Genomic DNA, 16568 nt, shown 5'->3' with positions numbered 1-16568 from the left:
GGGGACGGGGGCGGAGCCCCCGGAAGGGGTCTGGGGCGAAGCCCCGGACCCCACACCGCCCCGCGCCGGGAAAGGTCCCCTTACAGCCGGGCTTACAGCCCGGCGTAGCTGTGCTTGCCGACGATGAAGATGTTGACGCAGTAGAAGTTGAAGAGGTAGCAGCCGAAGGCGATCAGGCACAGGTACGCCGCCTTGCGGCCCTTCCAGCCCGCGGTCGCGCGAGCGTGCAGGTAGCAGGCGTAGGCGACCCAGGTGATGAACGACCAGGTCTCGGTGGGGTCCCAGCCCCAGTAGCGGCCCCACGCCGACTCGGCCCAGATGGATCCGGCGATGATGGTGAACGTCCACAGCGGGAAGATCGCCGCGTTGATCCGGTACGCGAACTTGTCGAGCGACGCCGCCGCGGGCAGCCGCTCCATCATGGAGTCCAGCTTGCCGAGACGCCCCTGTGCCTGCCGCACCTCGTAGCCGTCACGGAACAGGTAGAGCAGCGTCGCCAGCGCCCCCAGGTGGAGTACCGCGCCGCAGATGATGGCGCAACTGACGTGGATCCACAGCCAGTACGAGTGCAGCGCGGGCACGAGCTGGTCGGAGTCGGCGTAGAGCACCGTGACCGCCAGCCCCAGGTCGAGCAGGACGGAGGTGATCAGGAACAGGCCGACCCAGCGGACGTTCTTGCCGAGCGCCAGCAGCGCGAGGTACACGCCCACCGCGACCATGCCCAGGGCGACGGAGAACTCGTACATGTTGCCCCACGGCGCCCTGCCCACGGACAGCGCGCGGGCGAGCACCCCGCCTACGTGCAGCAGGAACGCCAGCGTGGTCAGCGAGATCGCGATCCGGCCGTAGAGGTCGCCCTTCTCGCTGCCGCCCGCGGCTCCGGGACCGTCGGTGGCGCCGCGGTCCTCGGACGCGTCACGGGTGACGACCTTCGGACGGTCGAGCACCGCCGTACCGCCGCCGCGCTGCTTGACCCGCACCGCCGGAGCCGACGCGGTGGCGGCCGGAGCGGCCACCGCTCGCGCGGTGCGGCCCACCCGGCTGCGGCTGCCGAAGATCCACTCGGTGATGTGTGCGAGGAAGGCCAGGGTGTAGACGGCCATGGCCGAATAGACCAGGTAGTTGCTGATTTGGGCCATGTGCTCGTTGACCCCGGCAGCGATGTTCACGCCTGCTCCTTGTCCGAGTGGTCCTCATGTGGCAGGGAATCTGATGGCACGGAATCCGGCTGGGCTTCTTGCGGTTCTTCGGCCGCGGTGGGTGCCTCGGCGTGCACGGCCGTCACCAGCACGGCCAGCTCCTCGGCGACCTTCCGCGACTCGCTGCGGCCGAGCCCGGCCAACTCGACCAGGGTGTGCCCGTCCTCCGTACGCCGCGCCCGTACCCAGACCCGGCGGCGCTGGATGAACAGCGAACCGGCGAGCCCGATCAGCATGCACACGGCGCTGGTGAGGGCCAGCGAGTTGCCCGGCTGGTAGACGATCTCGAAGTTGGCCCACTGGTCGATGCGGTTGAGGGTGATCGATCCGGCACCGTTCGGCAGCGTCCAGGTGTCGCCGGGCACCATCAGGGCCTTGATCGGGGTGCCCTTGGCGTCCTTGAACTGCTGGAGGTTCTTGTTGCTGGTGTCGAGCTGGTAGACGTTCTGCGCCAGCCCGCTGTCCATGCCGAGGTCACCGTGGTACGCGGAGAGGAACAGCGCGGGGCGGTCCAGCGCCGGGAAGGTCGAGTGCGGGCCGTTCACCGGGTCGATCGCCATCGTCGGGGTGAACAGTCCGGCGAAGCCCAGCTGGTCGCGCTTGCCGTCCTTGCCCACGGCATCCGGCACCTTGATGACGCCCTGCGAGGTGACGTTGCCGTCCAGCGGCAGGAACGGCACCGGGCCGTGGTAGGCGACGTTGCCCTGGCCGTCCTTGACCGTCACCACCGTCGAGTAGCCGTGGGAGGTCAGATAGACCTTGTTGCCCGCCACTTCCAGCGGCTCGTTGACATGGATGGTCCGCTGGTGGTCCTTGCCGTCGGCACCGAAGTACGTGACGTCGGCGGCGTAGCTGCGCGGGGTGCCCTTCTGCGGTCCTGACCTCTCGTACGTGGCGTGGAACGCGTTGAGCGTGAAGCCGAACGGGGCCATGTTGTCCGGCTCGAAGAAGGCGCCGTGCTTGAGGTCGTCGTACTGCGTCTGGTTGTTGGTGAAGCCGCCACCGGTGACGACCAGCTTGTTGCCGTCCGACTTGTAGAGCGTGCCGACGGCGAAGGCGATCAGCATGCCGAACAGCGCGATGTGGAACAGCAGGTTGCCGGCCTCGCGCAGATAGCCCTTCTCGGCGGCGACCGATTCCTCGCCGGGCGCGACCCGGTAGCGCCGTGCGCGCAGGGTGTCCCGGGCCGATGCCAGGACCGCCTCCGGCTCGGCCTGGGTACGCCAGGTCGAGTAGGCGGGCATCCGGTCCAGCTTGCGCGGGGCGCGCGGCGGCTGCGAGCGCAGCTGGCCGACGAACTGCCAGCTGCGCGGGATGATGCAGCCCGCCAGCGAGACGAACAGCAGGATGTAGATCGCCGAGAACCACACCGAGCTGTAGACGTGGAACAGTCCGAGCTTCGTGTAGATCGGGCCGAGCGTGGTGTGGGCCTTGAGGAAGTCCGCGACCTTGACCGGGTCGACGCCTTCCTGCGGGACGAGCGAGCCGGGGATCGCCGCCAGTGAGAGCAGGAACAGCAGGATCAGCGCGACCCGCATCGAGGTCAGCTGCCGCCAGAACCAGCGGAGCCAGCCGAGGACGCCGAGCCTGGGCAGGTTCGGGCTGCCGCCGGCGGTGTCGCCGTCCTCACGCGGCGCGGTGCTCAGCGCCTCGGCGGCGTCGTCCACACCCGTACCGGTGCCGGTGTCCGTCGTGCTCATTGATCAGATCCCCACATTGAAGCCGGTGGCCCAGATCTGCATCTGGTAGACGATCCGGTCCCAGGCCCCCGTCACCAGCAGCACACCGACCGCGACGAGCATGCCGCCGCCGATCCGCATCACCCAGGCGTAGTGCCGTTTGACGACCGCGAAGGCGCCGAGCGCCCGCCGGAACGCTATCGCGGCCAGGATGAACGGCAGCCCCAGGCCGACGCAGTAGACGGCGGTGAGCAGCGCACCGCGGCCCGCGCTCGCCTGGTTGATCGACAGCGCGTTGACCGCGGAGAGCGTCGGCCCCAGGCACGGCGTCCAGCCGAGCCCGAACAGCACACCGAGCACCGGCGCCCCGGCCAGCCCGACGGCCGGGCGCTTGTGCAGCCGGAACTCGCGCTGGAACAAGCCCGGTACCAGCCCCATGAAGGCCACCCCGAGCAGGATGGTGAGGACGCCCAGCACCTTGGTGATGACGTCCTTGTGCGCCTGGAGGGTGGTGCCGAAGAAGCCGAAGAACGCGCCGCCGGAGACGAACACGGCGGTGAAGCCCAGCACGAACAGCGCGGCCCCGGCCGCCATCCGACCCCGCTTGGCGTCGCCCAGATCGGCGCCGGAGACCCCCGTCACATAGGAGAGGTAACCGGGCACCAGCGGCAGCACACAGGGCGAGAAGAAGGAGACCAGACCGCCGATGAGCGCGACGGGGATGGCCAGCAGCAGCGCCCCGGACATCACGGTCTGGTTGGGCGCGGTGCCGGCGGCGGCCAGGAAGGTCACGTCACTTCTCCGCGACGATCGGGTCGAGCGCCTTGCGCAGGTCGTCGGTGGTGAGCGCCTTGAGCGCGCGTACCGCGATCTTCTGGTCACGGTCGATGATCAAGGTGGTGGGGATGGACTGCGGGGGCAGGCTGCCGCGCGGGAACTTCACCAGCAGCTTGCCGTCCGGGTCGAAGAAGCTCGGATAGGTGATCCCGAAGCTGCGCTCGAAGCTCTTGGACTGCGCGGTGTCGTAGTCGCGGATGTTGATGCCGACGAACTGCACGCCCTTGGCCGCGGTGTCCTTGGCGACCTGGGCGAGGTTGGGAGCCTCGGCGCGGCACGGGTCGCACCACGAGCCCCAGACGTTGAGGACGATGACCTTGCCCTTGTACTGGGACAGCGACAACTGCTGACCGTCGACCGATTTGCCGGAGATGTCAGGCGCGGTGGGCCGGTCGGCCTTGGACACCGTGGTGATCTGGCCGGTGCCCTGGACGAACTTGGTGTCCGACGAGCCCGACGACGACCCGCCGGACATCGATCCGCACCCGGCAAGGGCCAGCACCAGGGCGGCTCCCGTGACCAGCGCGGCGGCGCGGCGGCGGGGGCCCGATTGCGGGAGGCGCGTCAGACTCATGTGAAAAGTTTCGCATGGGAGTTCCGGCGCCCTTTAGCACCCCCCGACATTGCCCTACAAGTCCCTGCCCACCAGCTAAAACGCCCCGCCACCCGCGAGGCGTGGCGGGGGCGGGGCAGTCGCGCGGGTCAGACGTTCTGGGTGAAGGCCTGCCAGCCTTCCTTGGGCTTCTCGCCGACGTTCAGGGTGCGCAGCTTGGCCAGCAGCCGGGGGTCCTGGGCATCCAGCCAGTTCACGTACTGCTTGAACGAGACCAGTCGGACGTCCTGCCGTTTCTCGTCCGCGATCTGCTTGAAGGCTTCCTCGACGGCGTCCATGTATATGCCGCCGTTCCACTGCTCGAAGTGGTTGCCGATGTAGAAGGGCGCGCGGTTGGTTTCGTATGCGCGCTGGAAACCGCCGACATAAGACCCGGTCGCCTGCTCGCGCCAGCCGGGATAGTTGCGCGGGTCACTCTTTGTGGCGTTCTGCGACTGGTTGTACAACATGTTGAAGTCCATCGACAGGACTTCGAACTTCCGCCCCGGGAAGGGTATTTGCTGCAGCGGGAGGTCCCATATGCCGTGCTTCTTCGTCGGCCAGATCTGCAGGCCGCCGGGCGAACTGGCGTCATAGCGGAAGCCGAGCTTCTTCGCGGTCGGCAGCCAGTTGTCCTGACCGAGCAGGCACGGGGTGCGGCCGCCGACCATTTCCTTGCGGTAGTCGAACGGCAGCGACTGCACATCGGTGAAGCCGGTGTTCGTCCTCCACTTGGTGACGAAGTCGACGGCCTGCTGGGTCTCGCTCTCCCACTGGGTTGGGGTCCACTTGCCGACCGAGCCGTGGCCGTCACAGAAGTGGCCGTTGAAGTGGGTGCCTATCTCGTGGCCCTCCAGCCACGCGTTGCGCACCTGCTCAAGGGTCATCTTGATGTGCTGGTCGCTGAAGTACCCGATCGCGGAGGCGCCCACCGGGTTGTTCGGCGGCCGGTACAGGTGCTTCTTCGACTCCGGCAGGCAGTACAGGCCGGAGAGGAAGAAGGTCATCTTCGCGTTGTGGTCCTGGGCGAGCTTACGGAACCGCTGGAACAGGCCGTTGTCGAGTTCGCCCGCGCCGTCCCAGGAGAAGATCACGAACTGCGGGGGCGTCTGCCCGGGTTCCAGCCGCTCCGCGGCCGGCTGGAAGGGCTGCGGTCCGGTGTCGGAGGTCGAGCCGTCGCCTATCGGCGTGCCCGCGGGTTGACTCGGGCCCGCGGAGCCGCCGCCCGCCGGCGCGGCCGTGTCGGGTTTGGACGAGTTGCTGCTGGAGCATCCGGCGGCCGCTCCCACGGCGGCCCCCGCGGTCAAAGTGAGCAAGCCCCTCCGGGTCATCGAACGCATGCTGTTTCCCGCCGTCCGCGGTCGTGTTTCTACTGCCGTCGTCACATCACTGTGAGTGCGCAATGCGCACTCACGCGGGATAAGACGGCACGCTCCGTCCCATGGTTCCTGGCCAGTTGGCGGAAAATCACACTGCGGCCGAGTGGCGGGAAATCGCCATCCGGCCGCTACATGTTCTTCATGGAATCAATACCGCGGGGCTTCGAAGCCCCGCGGGCCCGCTAGGCCCCGAAGCCCTTCGCGCCCCCCTTGGCCTTTGCACCCGCCAGCAGATGCGCGGGCACCAGATCGCGGGCGGGCTCGCTGTACCCCACCGAAACGATCTTGTCGCCGCGGTACGTGAAGCTGGTCAGGCTGGCCAGCGTGCACTGCCGCTTGCGCGGGTCGTGCCACAGCCGCCGCCGCTCCGCGAAGCTGCGCACCACCCAGATCGGCAACTGGTGGCTGACGCACACCGCTTCGTGGCCGCGCGCCGCGTCCCGTGCCGCGCCGAGCGCCGCCATCATCCGTACGACCTGCTCGATGTACGGCTCACCCCAGCTTGGCTTGAAGGGGTTTGTCAGATATTTCCAGTTTGCCGGTTTCTTCAGGGCGCCGTCGCCGACGCCGAAGGTCTTGCCCTGGAAGACGTTGTCCGCCTCGATCAGCCGTTCGTCGGTGGCCACGGCCAGCTCGTGGGCGGCGGCGATCGGCGCCGCGGTCTCCTGCGCCCGCTCCAGCGGCGAGGCGACGACATACCGGATGTCGCGGTCCGCCAGATGCTCGGCGACCCGGTCTGCCATCTTCCGGCCCAGTTCGGAGAGGTGATAGCCGGGCAGGCGGCCATAGAGCACGCCTTCCGGATTGTGCACCTCGCCGTGGCGCATCAGATGGACAACCGTGATGTCCTGATTGTCGGTCACTGGGTGGCCTCCGCCGCTGCTGTGGCGGCGGCCGGAAGCGCCGCCGCGATCCGCTCGATCGCCGCGTCGTCGTGCGACGAGGAGACGAACCACGACTCGAACGCCGACGGCGGCAGATAGACGCCCTGCGCCAGCATCGAGTGGAAGAAGGGGATGAAACGGTACGACTGCTGGGCCCTGGCCTCGTCGAAGTTGGTGACCGGCTCCTCGGTGAAGAAGACCGAGAACATATTGCCCGCGGTCTGCACCCGGTGCGGTACGCCCGCCTTGGCCAGCGCGTCGCCGACCAACGACGCCACCTGGGCCGCCACCGCGTCCACCCGCCCGTACACCGCGTCGTCCAGCAGCCGGAGCTGCGCCAGGCCCGCCGCCGTCGCCACCGGGTTACCGGACAGCGTGCCCGCCTGGTAGACCGGCCCGGCCGGGGCGAGGTGCGCCATCACATCGGCGCGCCCGCCGAACGCCGCCGCCGGGAAGCCGCCGCCCATCACCTTGCCGAAGGTCATCAGGTCCGCGGTGACCCCGTCGATCCCGAACCAGCCCGCCTTCGAGACGCGGAAGCCGGTCATCACCTCGTCGGAGATGTACAACGCGCCGTTGTCGCGACACAGGTCGGCCAAGCCCTGGTTGAAGCCGGGCAGCGGCGGCACCACGCCCATGTTCCCCGGCGAGGCCTCGGTGATCACACAGGCGATCTCGCCCGGGTGCGCCGCGAAGGCCGTCCGTACCGCGTCGAGGTCGTTGTACGGCAGCACGATGGTCTCGCCCGCCTGGGCGCCGGTCACGCCCGGGGTGTCCGGCAGGCCGAAGGTCGCCACCCCCGAGCCCGCCGCCGCCAGCAGCGCGTCCACATGCCCGTGGTAGCAGCCCGCGAACTTGATCACCTTCGCCCGGCCGGTGAACCCGCGGGCCAGCCGGATCGCCGACATCGTCGCCTCGGTGCCCGACGAGACCAGGCGCACCTGCTCGACCGGCGCCACCCGGGCCACGATCTCCTCCGCCAGCTCGACCTCGCCCTGACCGGGCGTGCCGAAGGACGTACCGCGCGCTACGGCGGCCTGTACCGCTTCGAGCACGGCCGGGTGCGCGTGCCCGAGGATCATCGGTCCCCACGAGCACACCAGGTCAACATATTCCCGGCCATCGGCATCGGTGAGGTAGGGACCGGTACCGGACACCATGAAACGGGGCGTACCACCCACCGCCCGGAAGGCGCGGACCGGAGAGTTCACGCCACCAGGCGTCACAGCGGCAGCCCGGTCGAAGAGGGTCTGCGAGACTGGTGCTTCGTACGCGTAGGGAATGCTCACATACACATGGTCTCAGAGGCTTGAACCGTTTCGCCGGGCCGGGCGTTTCATCATCAGGTCTCGACCTCGTATCTGAGACGATGATCGGGTTGCGCGGTTGGGCTTGCGAATGGTCGGGTAGTGAAATGCAGCCAGGTGGCGAACTGGGCGAGGGGACGGGCGACCGTGAACCCCAGCACGCCCGCCCCACCGGCAAACGGCGCCGAACCACTGGAACGGGGCGCCAGCGAGCCACGGAGGGTGGAAACAGGGGTGGCCGAGTGGGGGTGACCTACAAGTATTTCGGCGCGCCCGACGGCGCCACAGCGGCTCGGGTGCCGATCTCCATGCGCCCCGAGGAACTCGGTGGCGATGAACTCGGCAACGGCATGTTTACCAAGGTCAAACCGGAAACGATGTCAGCGATGGTGCTCACCGGCATCGAGGGCATACCCCTGGCCAAGGTTCCACCGCTGGAACTCGTCGTCCTTCACCCCGATTACGCCGTGGTGAAACTTCCCGTCAATGTCGTCGAGCCCCTCCGCAAGGCCGGCGAGGAACAACTGGGCGCCGCGGCCTTCATCTGGTCCACCGTCCCCGACCGCCGGGGCCCCCGCGACGCCTTCGTGATCTACCAAATGCTCCACGAATGGCAGGACTTCGCCCAGCGATGTCATGAGACGGGGCATCAGATGTACTGCCTGGTATGGCCGTGAGGCGGGGGTTCGCGGGGTAGGGCCAGCGACGCTGGTCCTACGAAGGCCGGTTGGCCGGGGCGGGCGTTGTCAGCGTCGTCTGACAGTATCCGCGGCATTGGACGCGCTGCTGTGGCAGCTCGCAGACGAGTACGTGACGTTCGTGGGGGACCGCCCCCAGGAGTTCCAACGCGCCGGTGACCTGGTGGTCGCCGGAGCCGTGGTGTTCAGCGAACCCGACCCGGCGGAGTGGTCCACGTGCGGTGGAGTGCCGCACGGCAAGCACCCGGTGTACATAGGCGTGGCGCGGCTGAGCGAGGAGACCGCCGCGGCGGGAGCGGCCTACGTCAGCATGGCGGTGATCCCGCTGGCGGACCCCGAGGTCATCGCGAGGGCGACGTTCGAGGACGCCTACGAGGACGCCCAGCCTCTCACCCATGAGATCGGGCTGCTGTGGGACGACGCCGCCATGGACTCCCTGCGGTTCTCCGGCCCCCGGCCCGCCGACTATCCCGACCTCGACGCCTTCCTGACCCACGCCGCGTCCGAACTGGCCGCCGCACAGGCCGCCGGGCGGGCACCGTGGGTGGACATCACCGTCAACCCGGACACCGGCTCCAACGTCCTGGCGTTCCCGGTGCAGGCCGAGAACGCCAGCTGCTACGAAGGGCGGGACGAGAACGGGGAGTTGGTCTGCCTGGTGTTGACCGCGGAATGACGGGCACCCAGCCGTGGCCCGCGGGCGCCGACCGATTCGTACCCGTTGACGGTCAACTGCCCTTGTACGGGCGCCCGTCGGGGCTCGGAGGCGAGTCGGGCGACTAGTGGTGGTGCGGCGGATGCGGGGGCGGCGGCGGGATGGTGGCGATGCCGGGCGCCGGATCCGGACAGACCAGCAGGACCGGGCAGGGGCGTGGGGGACGTGCGGCGAGCGAGTCGCCGTCCCAGAGCGAGTCGTACCCGGACCGCTCCACGAGCCCGGCCAGGGCGAGCAGCGGGGCCGGATCCCAGCGGCCGGTCATCGCCGCTTCCCGGGCGGGCGGCAGAACCCCGACGGGTACGGTCACCGCTCCCCCTCCGCCGGGCCGTGCGGCACGGTCCGCGCCTCGGCGTGCGGCCGATGCCGCGGGGGCGGTCGACTGCGCCGCGGTTCATACGCCCACGCCGGGCGCGGCGGGCGGCCCGCCGGATCAGTCAGCCACAGGTGGTTCCGGTACGGCGTTACGCTGACCGCACAAAGATCCGGACGCACCGAGGGAGACGCGCAGAATGAGCCGCCGCACCGCAGTAGTCACCGGAGCGAGCAGCGGGATCGGTGCCGCCACGGCCCGTCGGCTCGCCGCGTCCGGATACCGCGTCGTGCTCGCCGCCCGCCGCACCGATCGCGTCGAGGCGCTCGCCGCCGAGCTGGCGGAGGCGGGCCAGGAGGCGGTCGCCCACGCCCTCGATGTGACCGACCGCGCGGCCGTGAACGCCTTCGCCGCGAGCCTGGACCGCTGCGACGTACTGGTCAACAACGCGGGCGGCGCGCTCGGCGCCGACCGGATCGACGCGGCGGAACCCGCCGACTGGCGTGCCATGTACGAGGTCAACGTCCTCGGCGTGCTGCACCTCACCCAGGCCCTGCTGCCCGCCCTGCGGGCCAGCGGCGACGGCACGATCGTCGTGCTGTCCTCCACCGCGGGCCTGGCCACCTACGAAGGCGGCGGCGGCTACGTGGCCGCCAAGCACGGCGCCCATGTCATCGCCGAGACGCTGCGCCTGGAACTGTGCGGCGAGCCGGTACGGGTCATCGAGATCGCGCCGGGCATGGTCAAGACGGAGGAGTTCGCCAAGAACCGCTACGCGGGCGACGAGGACAAGGCCGCCGCCGTCTACGCGGGCGTCGCCGAGCCGCTCACCGCCGAGGACATCGCCGACACGGTGGACTGGGCGGTCACCCGTCCCTCGCACGTCAACATCGACCTGCTGGTCGTCCGGCCACGCGCCCAGGCGTCCAACTACAAGGTGCACCGCGAGGGCTGACGCACCCGCCAGAAAATCTTCGGCGGTTTTCCGTTATCCCGGTCCGCTGACCAGATCTCCCATGTGTCGGAGAGATGTTGGCCGCGAGGCCGGGGAAGAAGGTGGACGGGCGTGGAGAACACACGGGGGGCCACCACCGTGGTGGCGGCGCAGAGCGGGGACCCTCGGGCGCAGGACGAACTCGTCGCCGAGTACCTGCCGTTGGTGTACAACGTCGTCGGCCGGGCGCTCAACGGTCACCCGGACGTCGACGATGTGGTGCAGGAGACCATGCTCCACATGATCGACGGGCTCGCCGGGCTGCGTGATCCGGCGTGCTTCAGGTCGTGGCTGGTGGCCATCGCGATGAACCAGGTGCGCCGGAACTGGCGGTTCCGGCAACTCGGCTCCACCGGTGGCGGCTTGGACGACGCCCTTGATGTGGCCGACCCCGGCGCGGACTTCGTGGATCTGACCATCGTGCGGCTGGGACTGTCCGGCCAGCGGCGCCAGGTCGCCGAGGCGACCCGCTGGCTGGACGCCGACGACCGCGCGCTGCTGTCGCTGTGGTGGCTGGAGGCCGCCGGGGAGCTGACCCGCGCGGAGGTGGCCATCGCGCTGGAGCTCTCCCCGCAGCATGCCGCGGTACGGATCCAGCGGATGAAGGCCCAGTTGGAGACCGCCCGTGTGGTGGTCCGCGCTCTGTGGGCGGTACCGCGCTGCACGGAGTTGGATCTGGTCACGGCGGCTTGGGACGGCGCGCCCAGCGCCCTGTGGCGCAAGCGAATAGCCCGCCACACCCGCGAGTGCGCGGCCTGCTGCGGCCAGTGGACCGATCTGGTCCCCGCCGAGGGCCTCCTGGTCGGCTGTGCGCTCCTCCCGCTACCGGCCGGCCTGGCCGCGGGCGGCGGGGCGATACCCTCGGCCCTCCACGCGGCCACCGGACACAGCGGGACCGCGGGACACAGCGGGACCGCGGGACACAGCGGAACTGCGGGGCACGGCGCGGGCGCCCACGGCGCGAGCGGGCACATGGCCGGCGGCCACGCAGCCGCCACCCACGCATTCGGCAACACCCAGGCACCCAGCCACGCCACCCCGCCCTGGCAGCACCCCACCGGCACCCCGCACGCCACCGGCCACGGCCCAGCCGCTACCGGCCAGCCGCACAGCATCCCCGCCCAGAGCACGGGCGGCCACGGCGGCGCCGCCGCCAACCCGGGTCCGGCCGCGGGTCATCACAGCGCCGGACGGCACTCGGCGGACGCGCCCCGGCGGCCGTCCGGCCGGCACGGGCGGCGGCGGTTCGGCAACCGGCCGCGGGTCGCGGGCGCGGCCGCGGCGGCCGTTCTCGCGGGGGCCCTGTACTTCACAGTGGCGCCGGATGATCCGGCCCCGGCCGCTCCCGTGGCCGCCGCGCGGACCACACCGCCGCCCGCCGTCTCCCTCTCCCCCAGCCCCACCCCGACCCCGCGGCCCACCAGGACGGCGAAGCCGCCGACCCACCGGCCCGTCGCACCCCGCCCCCGCCCGCGCCCCACCACGGCGCCGCCGCCGACCGTCCAGCAGCAGGTGCTGTACCTGCTCAACGCCGCACGCGGGCAACACGGTTGCGCGCCGCTGCGCATGAACAACGCGCTGCAGACCGCGGCCCAGCGGCAGTCCGACGACATGTCCGCCCGCCACTTCTTCGACCACACCAACCCGGACGGCGCCGGTCCAGGCGACCGCATCACCGCCGCCGGATACCAGTGGAGCGCCTACGCGGAGAACATCGCCTACGGGCAGCAGGGCCCGGCCCAGGTGATGGACGAGTGGATGCACAGCCCGGGGCACCGGGCGAACATCCTCAACTGCTCTTTGCAGGAGGTCGGCATCGGGGTCGACTACGGCTCCGGCGGCCCCTGGTGGACCCAGGACTTCGGAACGCGGCTGTGACCGTTCGGTAGGTCCGCGGACCGCTCCGCCCACCCCATACCCCTTACCCCCACACGGGTGTCGCCGCGCGCGGGCGTTGCCAGCCCCGCCGCCAAGCACACCCGATATCCGCCCTGTTGATCCAAAATTGACCAGATTGGTGACGGCGTTGTCACACAGAGAGACGCGCGGAAACGCGCACAGAAGGCAGATACCGAGAGCCACCCACCGGCGTACCCGCAAGCGCCGCGGCGTCCTCCTCGCCGCCGCGATGGCGACCGCCGCCGGGCTCGTCGCGGGCGCCGTCGCCGTCGGCGCCGGAACCGGCGGGCGGCCGACGACGGCGGCACCGGCCGTGGCCGTACCCGCCGCCCCCGCCGCCACCCCGCAGCACGACGAACCGCCCACCCCGCTGCGCACCGTGCCCAAGAGCGACCCGCGTCGCGGCATGGTCTACGCCGGTCTGGTCGCCGCCCCCAAGGACGACCGGTGCACCGGCGAGTACCAGGTGGCCAAGGCCCGGCTGTGTACGCACGGGCCGGACGCGGCACCCAAGGGTGTGGACATCCACAAGCTGACCGCGCCCGCCGTGCAGGCGTCCGCCAAGGCTCCGGTGCTGCACGGCGGCCAGACCACGGCGCAGAACCCGTCCACCGCCGACCTGTTGAAGGGCGCGCCGCCGGTGCTGGACGCCCGCAACGGCTCCACCGTGGCGGCCTCCACCAAACCGTCCTCGCGGGCCGACACGCCGTCCGGCTCCAAGGTGGCGTGCGACGGCGACGGCATCACCGGTAACCGCGTACAGGTGCTGTACGCCCACGCCCCCGGGCAGGACCGGTACGCGCAGTACCTGCCGTCGTTCAAGAAGTGGGCGGCGGACACCGACGTCATCTACAACGCCAGCGCGCAGGAGACCGGTGGCACCCGCCACGTCCGGTTCGTCACCGAGTCGGACTGCACGGTATCGGTGCTGGACGTCGAACTGTCGGCCTCGACCCTCAAGGAGTTCGGCGCCACCAACGACGCGTTGGCCGCGCAGGGCTTCAACCGCCGCGACCGCAAGTACATGGTCTTCGCCGACGCGCAGGTGTACTGCGGCATCGGTACGTTCAACGGGGACGAGCGTCCCGGGCAGGACAACACCAGCAACTTCGGCCCGTCGTACGGACGGACGGACAGCGGCTGCTGGAGCGGTGCCACCGCGGCCCATGAACTCGGCCACAACCTCGGGGCGGTGAACAACAGCGCCCCCGACTCCAGCAAGGGCGGCCACTGCACCGACACCAACGACCTGATGTGCTACTCGGACTACCCGTACTATCCGCAGATGCACGTCGTATGTGCGGATCCGGTCTACGCCGAGCGACTCGACTGCCGGCACGACGACTACTTCAACACCAACCCCAAGACGGGTAGTTATCTGTCCTCGCACTGGAACGTGGCCAACAACCAGTTCCTGATCGGCGCCAACGGGACCGGCCCCAACCCCAACCCGGGCCCCACGCCGTCCCCGACGTCCACCTCGACGTCCAGCGGACCGGACGCGGCGGTCAGCCAGGTGACGCAGAACTCGGCCACGGTCAGCTGGCAGGCCGTCTCCTCGGCGGCGGGCTACGAGATCGTGCTGAACGGCCACTCGCTCGGCACCGTGCGGTCGACCGTGGCGCGCGTGGTCTACCTGCGGCCGGACACCGCCTACACCCTCGCCATCGCCGTACGGGACCAGAACGGCAACGTCTCCACGCCCGGCCACCAGGCGGCCTTCCACACGCTGAAGCAGGGCGGTTCCGGCGACGGCACGACCCAGCCCGGGAAGCCGTACCTGATGTTCAACAGCCTCACCGGGCAGTCCGCGGACATGTGGGGCGGCTCCACCAACGACGGTACGGTCCTGATCGGCTACCAGCGCACCGGGTACGCGAACCAGCAGTGGATCTTCGACGACGCGGGCAGCGGTCTGGTACGGATCAAGTCGGCGCTGTCCGGCAAGTGCCTGCAGCCTGGCGGTGATCTCGTCGAGGGCCAGTTCGTGATGCAGGAGCCGTGCACCGACTCCGCCGTACAGCACTGGAAGCTCACTCCCAGCGGCGGCGGCTACACGCTCACGCCCGAGGGTTCCTCCCTCGCCCTCGGCATCAGCGGCCGCGAGTACTACGGCGGTCAGTTGCTGGAGCTCCAGCAGCCCGATGACCAGGGCTACCAGAACTGGACCGTTCAGCCGGTCGCCTGACCCCCTCGCGGTACGGGCCTGCCTCGCCCGGCAGGCCCGTACCGCCTTCCCCCGCACCCCCTGAGGAGCCCCATGCGTAAGCACTTCGCCGCCCTGCCCGCCGTGATCGCGCTCTGCGGGGCGGTCGTCCTCGGCACCGCCGGGTCCGCCGCCGCCCACGGCGACACCATCGACTTCCGGATCAGCGGCCAGGACGGCGGACACGTACGGACCGTCGCCAGCTGGGACAACGACGGCGATCCGGTCACCGAGACCCTGTCCGCGACGCTCAGCGCGGTCTCCGCCGACGGCCGGCGGACCGCAGGGCCGTGGCGCCTGGTGGAGGTGCCGGGCGGCACCGCGACGTTCACCACCGCCGAGGCACTGCCCGCCGGGCGGTGGAAGGTCAGCGTGGAGTCCGGCTTTCCCGCGCTGGGCCGTGGCGAGGCGACCATGACCGTGCCGGACGGCGCCGCCCCGAAGGCGGCCATCGCCACCCACTCGTCATCCGGCCCCACGGTCTGGCTCTGGAGCGCCGCCGCTGCCGCCACCCTGGTCGCCGTCTGCGCCGCGGTGTTCCTGGTCTCGCGCAGGCGCGGCTGACGTCAACCGCCCCACCGGGCAGCTCCGTTACCTACGGATCGTCCGATCGCCGGCCCTTCCCGGCGCTCCTCCGCCGGGTCGCGCCTCGTGGTGCAGGGAATCAGCCCTTGACGCAGACGACCTGCTTGAGCCTTGCCACGACCTCCACGAGGTCGCGCTGCTGGTCGATGACGCGCTCGATCGGCTTGTAGGCGCCTGGGATCTCGTCGACCACGCCGGAGTCCTTGCGGCACTCCACGCCGCGCGTCTGCTCTTCCAGATCGCGTGTGGAGAACCGCTTCTTCGCGGCGTTGCGGCTCATCTTCCGACCGGCGCCGTGCGAGGCCGAGTTGAACGACGCCTCGTTGCCCAGGCCGCGCACGATGTACGAACCGGTGCCCATGGAACCCGGGATGATGCCGTAGTCCCCGCCGCCCGCCTTGATCGCGCCCTTGCGCGTGACGAGCAGGTCCATGCCCTCGTAGCGCTCCTCGCTGACGTAGTTGTGGTGGCAGGAGATCACCTCGTCGAAGGTCACCTTCGCCTTCCTGAACTCCCTGCGCACCACGTCCTGCAGCAGCGCCATCATGATGGAACGGTTCCGCCTGGCGTACTCCTGCGCCCAGAAGAGGTCACGGCGGTAGGCGGCCATCTGCGGGGTGTCCGCGATGAACACCGCCAGGTCGCGATCGATCAGGCCCTGGTTGTGCGGCAGCTTCCGGGCCTCGCCGATGTGGTACTCGGCCAGCTCCTTGCCGATGTTGCGGGACCCGGAGTGCAGCATCAGCCAGACGGAACCGGTGGCGTCCGTACACACTTCGATGAAGTGGTTTCCGGACCCAAGCGTTCCCATCTGCTTGGTCGCCCGCTCCTCCCGGAACTTCACCGCTTCCGCCAGGCCGTCGAACCCGGACCAGAACCCGTCCCAGTCCGCGGCCGGGACCCCGTACAGGCGGCGCGGGTCAACCGGGTCGTCGTGCATGCCGCGGCCGACCGGAATGGCCTGTTCGATCTTGGATCGGAGGCGGGAGAGGTCACCGGGCAGGTCGTTCTCGGTCAGCGAGGTCCGCACCGCGCTCATCCCGCAGCCGATGTCCACGCCGACCGCCGCCGGGCAGACGGCACCCCTCATGGCGATGACCGAACCGACGGTCGCGCCCTTGCCGTAGTGCACGTCCGGCATCACGGCCAGTCCCTCGATCCACGGCAGCGACGAGACGTTGCGCAGCTGCTGCATCGCCACGTCCTCGACGGTGGCCGGATCGGTCCACATGCGGATCGGTACCCGGACGCCGGGCACCTCGGTGTACGTCATCTCTCCCC

General features: G+C 70.1%; 15 protein-coding genes. 6 read left to right on the top strand and 9 right to left on the bottom strand.

All coding sequences use genetic code 11. The annotated features are described in order from the left end of the window. Nucleotides 1-92: 92 nt before the first annotated feature. The 7 genes from ccsB to hemL all read right to left on the bottom strand — a co-directional run bounded on the left by ccsB (nucleotide 93) and on the right by hemL (nucleotide 7853). Nucleotides 93-1169 (bottom strand): c-type cytochrome biogenesis protein CcsB, encoded by a 1077-nt coding sequence (gene ccsB / locus P2L57_RS30095; RefSeq protein WP_275819806.1) that lies wholly within the window; start codon nucleotides 1167-1169, stop codon nucleotides 93-95. Beyond that, nucleotides 1166-2899 (bottom strand): cytochrome c biogenesis protein ResB, encoded by a 1734-nt coding sequence (gene resB, locus P2L57_RS30090; protein ID WP_275819804.1) that lies wholly within the window; start codon nucleotides 2897-2899, stop codon nucleotides 1166-1168. Before resB ends, ccsB begins: the two co-directional genes overlap by 4 nt. 3 nt (nucleotides 2900-2902) lie before the next feature. After that, the gene (locus P2L57_RS30085; RefSeq protein WP_275819900.1) at nucleotides 2903-3625 is read right to left on the bottom strand and encodes a cytochrome c biogenesis CcdA family protein; all 723 of its coding nucleotides are present in this window, start codon (nucleotides 3623-3625) and stop codon (nucleotides 2903-2905) included. Between the two features lie 46 nt (nucleotides 3626-3671). After that, nucleotides 3672-4289, bottom strand: coding sequence for a TlpA family protein disulfide reductase (locus P2L57_RS30080; protein WP_275819802.1), 618 nt, complete (start codon nucleotides 4287-4289; stop codon nucleotides 3672-3674). 128 nt (nucleotides 4290-4417) lie between these two features. Further along, nucleotides 4418-5647 carry a polysaccharide deacetylase family protein gene (locus P2L57_RS30075; protein WP_275819800.1) on the bottom strand — a complete coding sequence of 410 codons (1230 nt, stop codon included), beginning with the start codon at nucleotides 5645-5647 and terminating at the stop codon, nucleotides 4418-4420. A gap of 221 nt (nucleotides 5648-5868) precedes the next feature. Beyond that, entirely contained in the window at nucleotides 5869-6513 is a 645-nt protein-coding gene (locus tag P2L57_RS30070) for a histidine phosphatase family protein (protein ID WP_275819798.1), read from the bottom strand. A 32-nt stretch (nucleotides 6514-6545) separates the two neighbouring features. Further along, on the bottom strand, nucleotides 6546-7853 hold the full coding sequence (gene hemL / locus P2L57_RS30065; protein ID WP_275819898.1) for a glutamate-1-semialdehyde 2,1-aminomutase: 1308 nt from the start codon (nucleotides 7851-7853) through the stop codon (nucleotides 6546-6548). Nucleotides 7854-7984: 131 nt separating this feature from the next. Here hemL and P2L57_RS30060 point away from each other — a divergent pair, with 131 nt between their 5' ends. Together P2L57_RS30060 and P2L57_RS30055 are read left to right on the top strand one after the other, a co-directional pair. Further along, on the top strand, nucleotides 7985-8554 hold the full coding sequence (locus P2L57_RS30060) for a hypothetical protein (protein WP_275819896.1): 570 nt from the start codon (nucleotides 7985-7987) through the stop codon (nucleotides 8552-8554). A gap of 97 nt (nucleotides 8555-8651) precedes the next feature. After that, nucleotides 8652-9251 (top strand): hypothetical protein, encoded by a 600-nt coding sequence (locus tag P2L57_RS30055; RefSeq protein ID WP_275819796.1) that lies wholly within the window; start codon nucleotides 8652-8654, stop codon nucleotides 9249-9251. Between the two features lie 103 nt (nucleotides 9252-9354). On the opposite strand, the gene P2L57_RS30050 is transcribed toward P2L57_RS30055, so the two are convergent. Further along, nucleotides 9355-9600 carry a hypothetical protein gene (locus P2L57_RS30050; protein WP_275819795.1) on the bottom strand — a complete coding sequence of 82 codons (246 nt, stop codon included), beginning with the start codon at nucleotides 9598-9600 and terminating at the stop codon, nucleotides 9355-9357. Between the two features lie 202 nt (nucleotides 9601-9802). Here P2L57_RS30050 and P2L57_RS30045 point away from each other — a divergent pair, with 202 nt between their 5' ends. The 4 genes from P2L57_RS30045 to P2L57_RS30030 all read left to right on the top strand — a co-directional run bounded on the left by P2L57_RS30045 (nucleotide 9803) and on the right by P2L57_RS30030 (nucleotide 15266). Next, nucleotides 9803-10558 carry an SDR family oxidoreductase gene (locus tag P2L57_RS30045; RefSeq protein WP_275819793.1) on the top strand — a complete coding sequence of 252 codons (756 nt, stop codon included), beginning with the start codon at nucleotides 9803-9805 and terminating at the stop codon, nucleotides 10556-10558. A gap of 111 nt (nucleotides 10559-10669) precedes the next feature. Further along, nucleotides 10670-12475, top strand: a complete 1806-nt coding sequence (locus P2L57_RS30040; RefSeq protein WP_275819791.1) for a sigma-70 family RNA polymerase sigma factor — start codon at nucleotides 10670-10672, stop codon at nucleotides 12473-12475. 250 nt (nucleotides 12476-12725) lie between these two features. Then, a complete protein-coding gene (locus tag P2L57_RS30035) occupies nucleotides 12726-14684 on the top strand; it encodes an RICIN domain-containing protein (protein WP_275819789.1) in 1959 nt (652 codons plus the stop codon). A 72-nt stretch (nucleotides 14685-14756) separates the two neighbouring features. Then, on the top strand, nucleotides 14757-15266 hold the full coding sequence (locus tag P2L57_RS30030; RefSeq protein ID WP_275819787.1) for a hypothetical protein: 510 nt from the start codon (nucleotides 14757-14759) through the stop codon (nucleotides 15264-15266). A 100-nt stretch (nucleotides 15267-15366) separates the two neighbouring features. On the opposite strand, the gene P2L57_RS30025 is transcribed toward P2L57_RS30030, so the two are convergent. Next, nucleotides 15367-16560 (bottom strand): RtcB family protein, encoded by a 1194-nt coding sequence (locus P2L57_RS30025; protein WP_275819785.1) that lies wholly within the window; start codon nucleotides 16558-16560, stop codon nucleotides 15367-15369. Nucleotides 16561-16568: the final 8 nt, after the last annotated feature.

Source organism: Streptantibioticus ferralitis, from assembly GCF_029223525.1.
Taxonomy (GTDB): Bacteria; Actinomycetota; Actinomycetes; order Streptomycetales; family Streptomycetaceae; genus Streptantibioticus_A; species Streptantibioticus_A ferralitis.
The sequence above is the reverse complement of the archived record's forward strand: the minus strand, read 5'-3'. Positions and strand labels throughout refer to the sequence as shown.

Bases quoted from the DNA above. Each gene is read 5' to 3' on its own strand.
- P2L57_RS30025 (WP_275819785.1), bottom strand. From the start codon at position 16,560: ATGACGTACACCGAGGTGCCCGGCGTCCGGGTACCGATCCGCATGTGG.
- P2L57_RS30085 (WP_275819900.1), bottom strand. From the start codon at position 3,625: ATGTCCGGGGCGCTGCTGCTGGCCATCCCCGTCGCGCTCATCGGCGGT.
- P2L57_RS30080 (WP_275819802.1), bottom strand. From the start codon at position 4,289: ATGAGTCTGACGCGCCTCCCGCAATCGGGCCCCCGCCGCCGCGCCGCC.
- P2L57_RS30070 (WP_275819798.1), bottom strand. From the start codon at position 6,513: ATGCGCCACGGCGAGGTGCACAATCCGGAAGGCGTGCTCTATGGCCGC.
- P2L57_RS30075 (WP_275819800.1), bottom strand. From the start codon at position 5,647: ATGCGTTCGATGACCCGGAGGGGCTTGCTCACTTTGACCGCGGGGGCC.
- P2L57_RS30030 (WP_275819787.1), top strand. From the start codon at position 14,757: ATGCGTAAGCACTTCGCCGCCCTGCCCGCCGTGATCGCGCTCTGCGGG.
- P2L57_RS30060 (WP_275819896.1), top strand. From the start codon at position 7,985: ATGCAGCCAGGTGGCGAACTGGGCGAGGGGACGGGCGACCGTGAACCC.
- P2L57_RS30045 (WP_275819793.1), top strand. From the start codon at position 9,803: ATGAGCCGCCGCACCGCAGTAGTCACCGGAGCGAGCAGCGGGATCGGT.
- resB (WP_275819804.1), bottom strand. From the start codon at position 2,899: ATGAGCACGACGGACACCGGCACCGGTACGGGTGTGGACGACGCCGCC.
- P2L57_RS30035 (WP_275819789.1), top strand. From the start codon at position 12,726: ATGGCGACCGCCGCCGGGCTCGTCGCGGGCGCCGTCGCCGTCGGCGCC.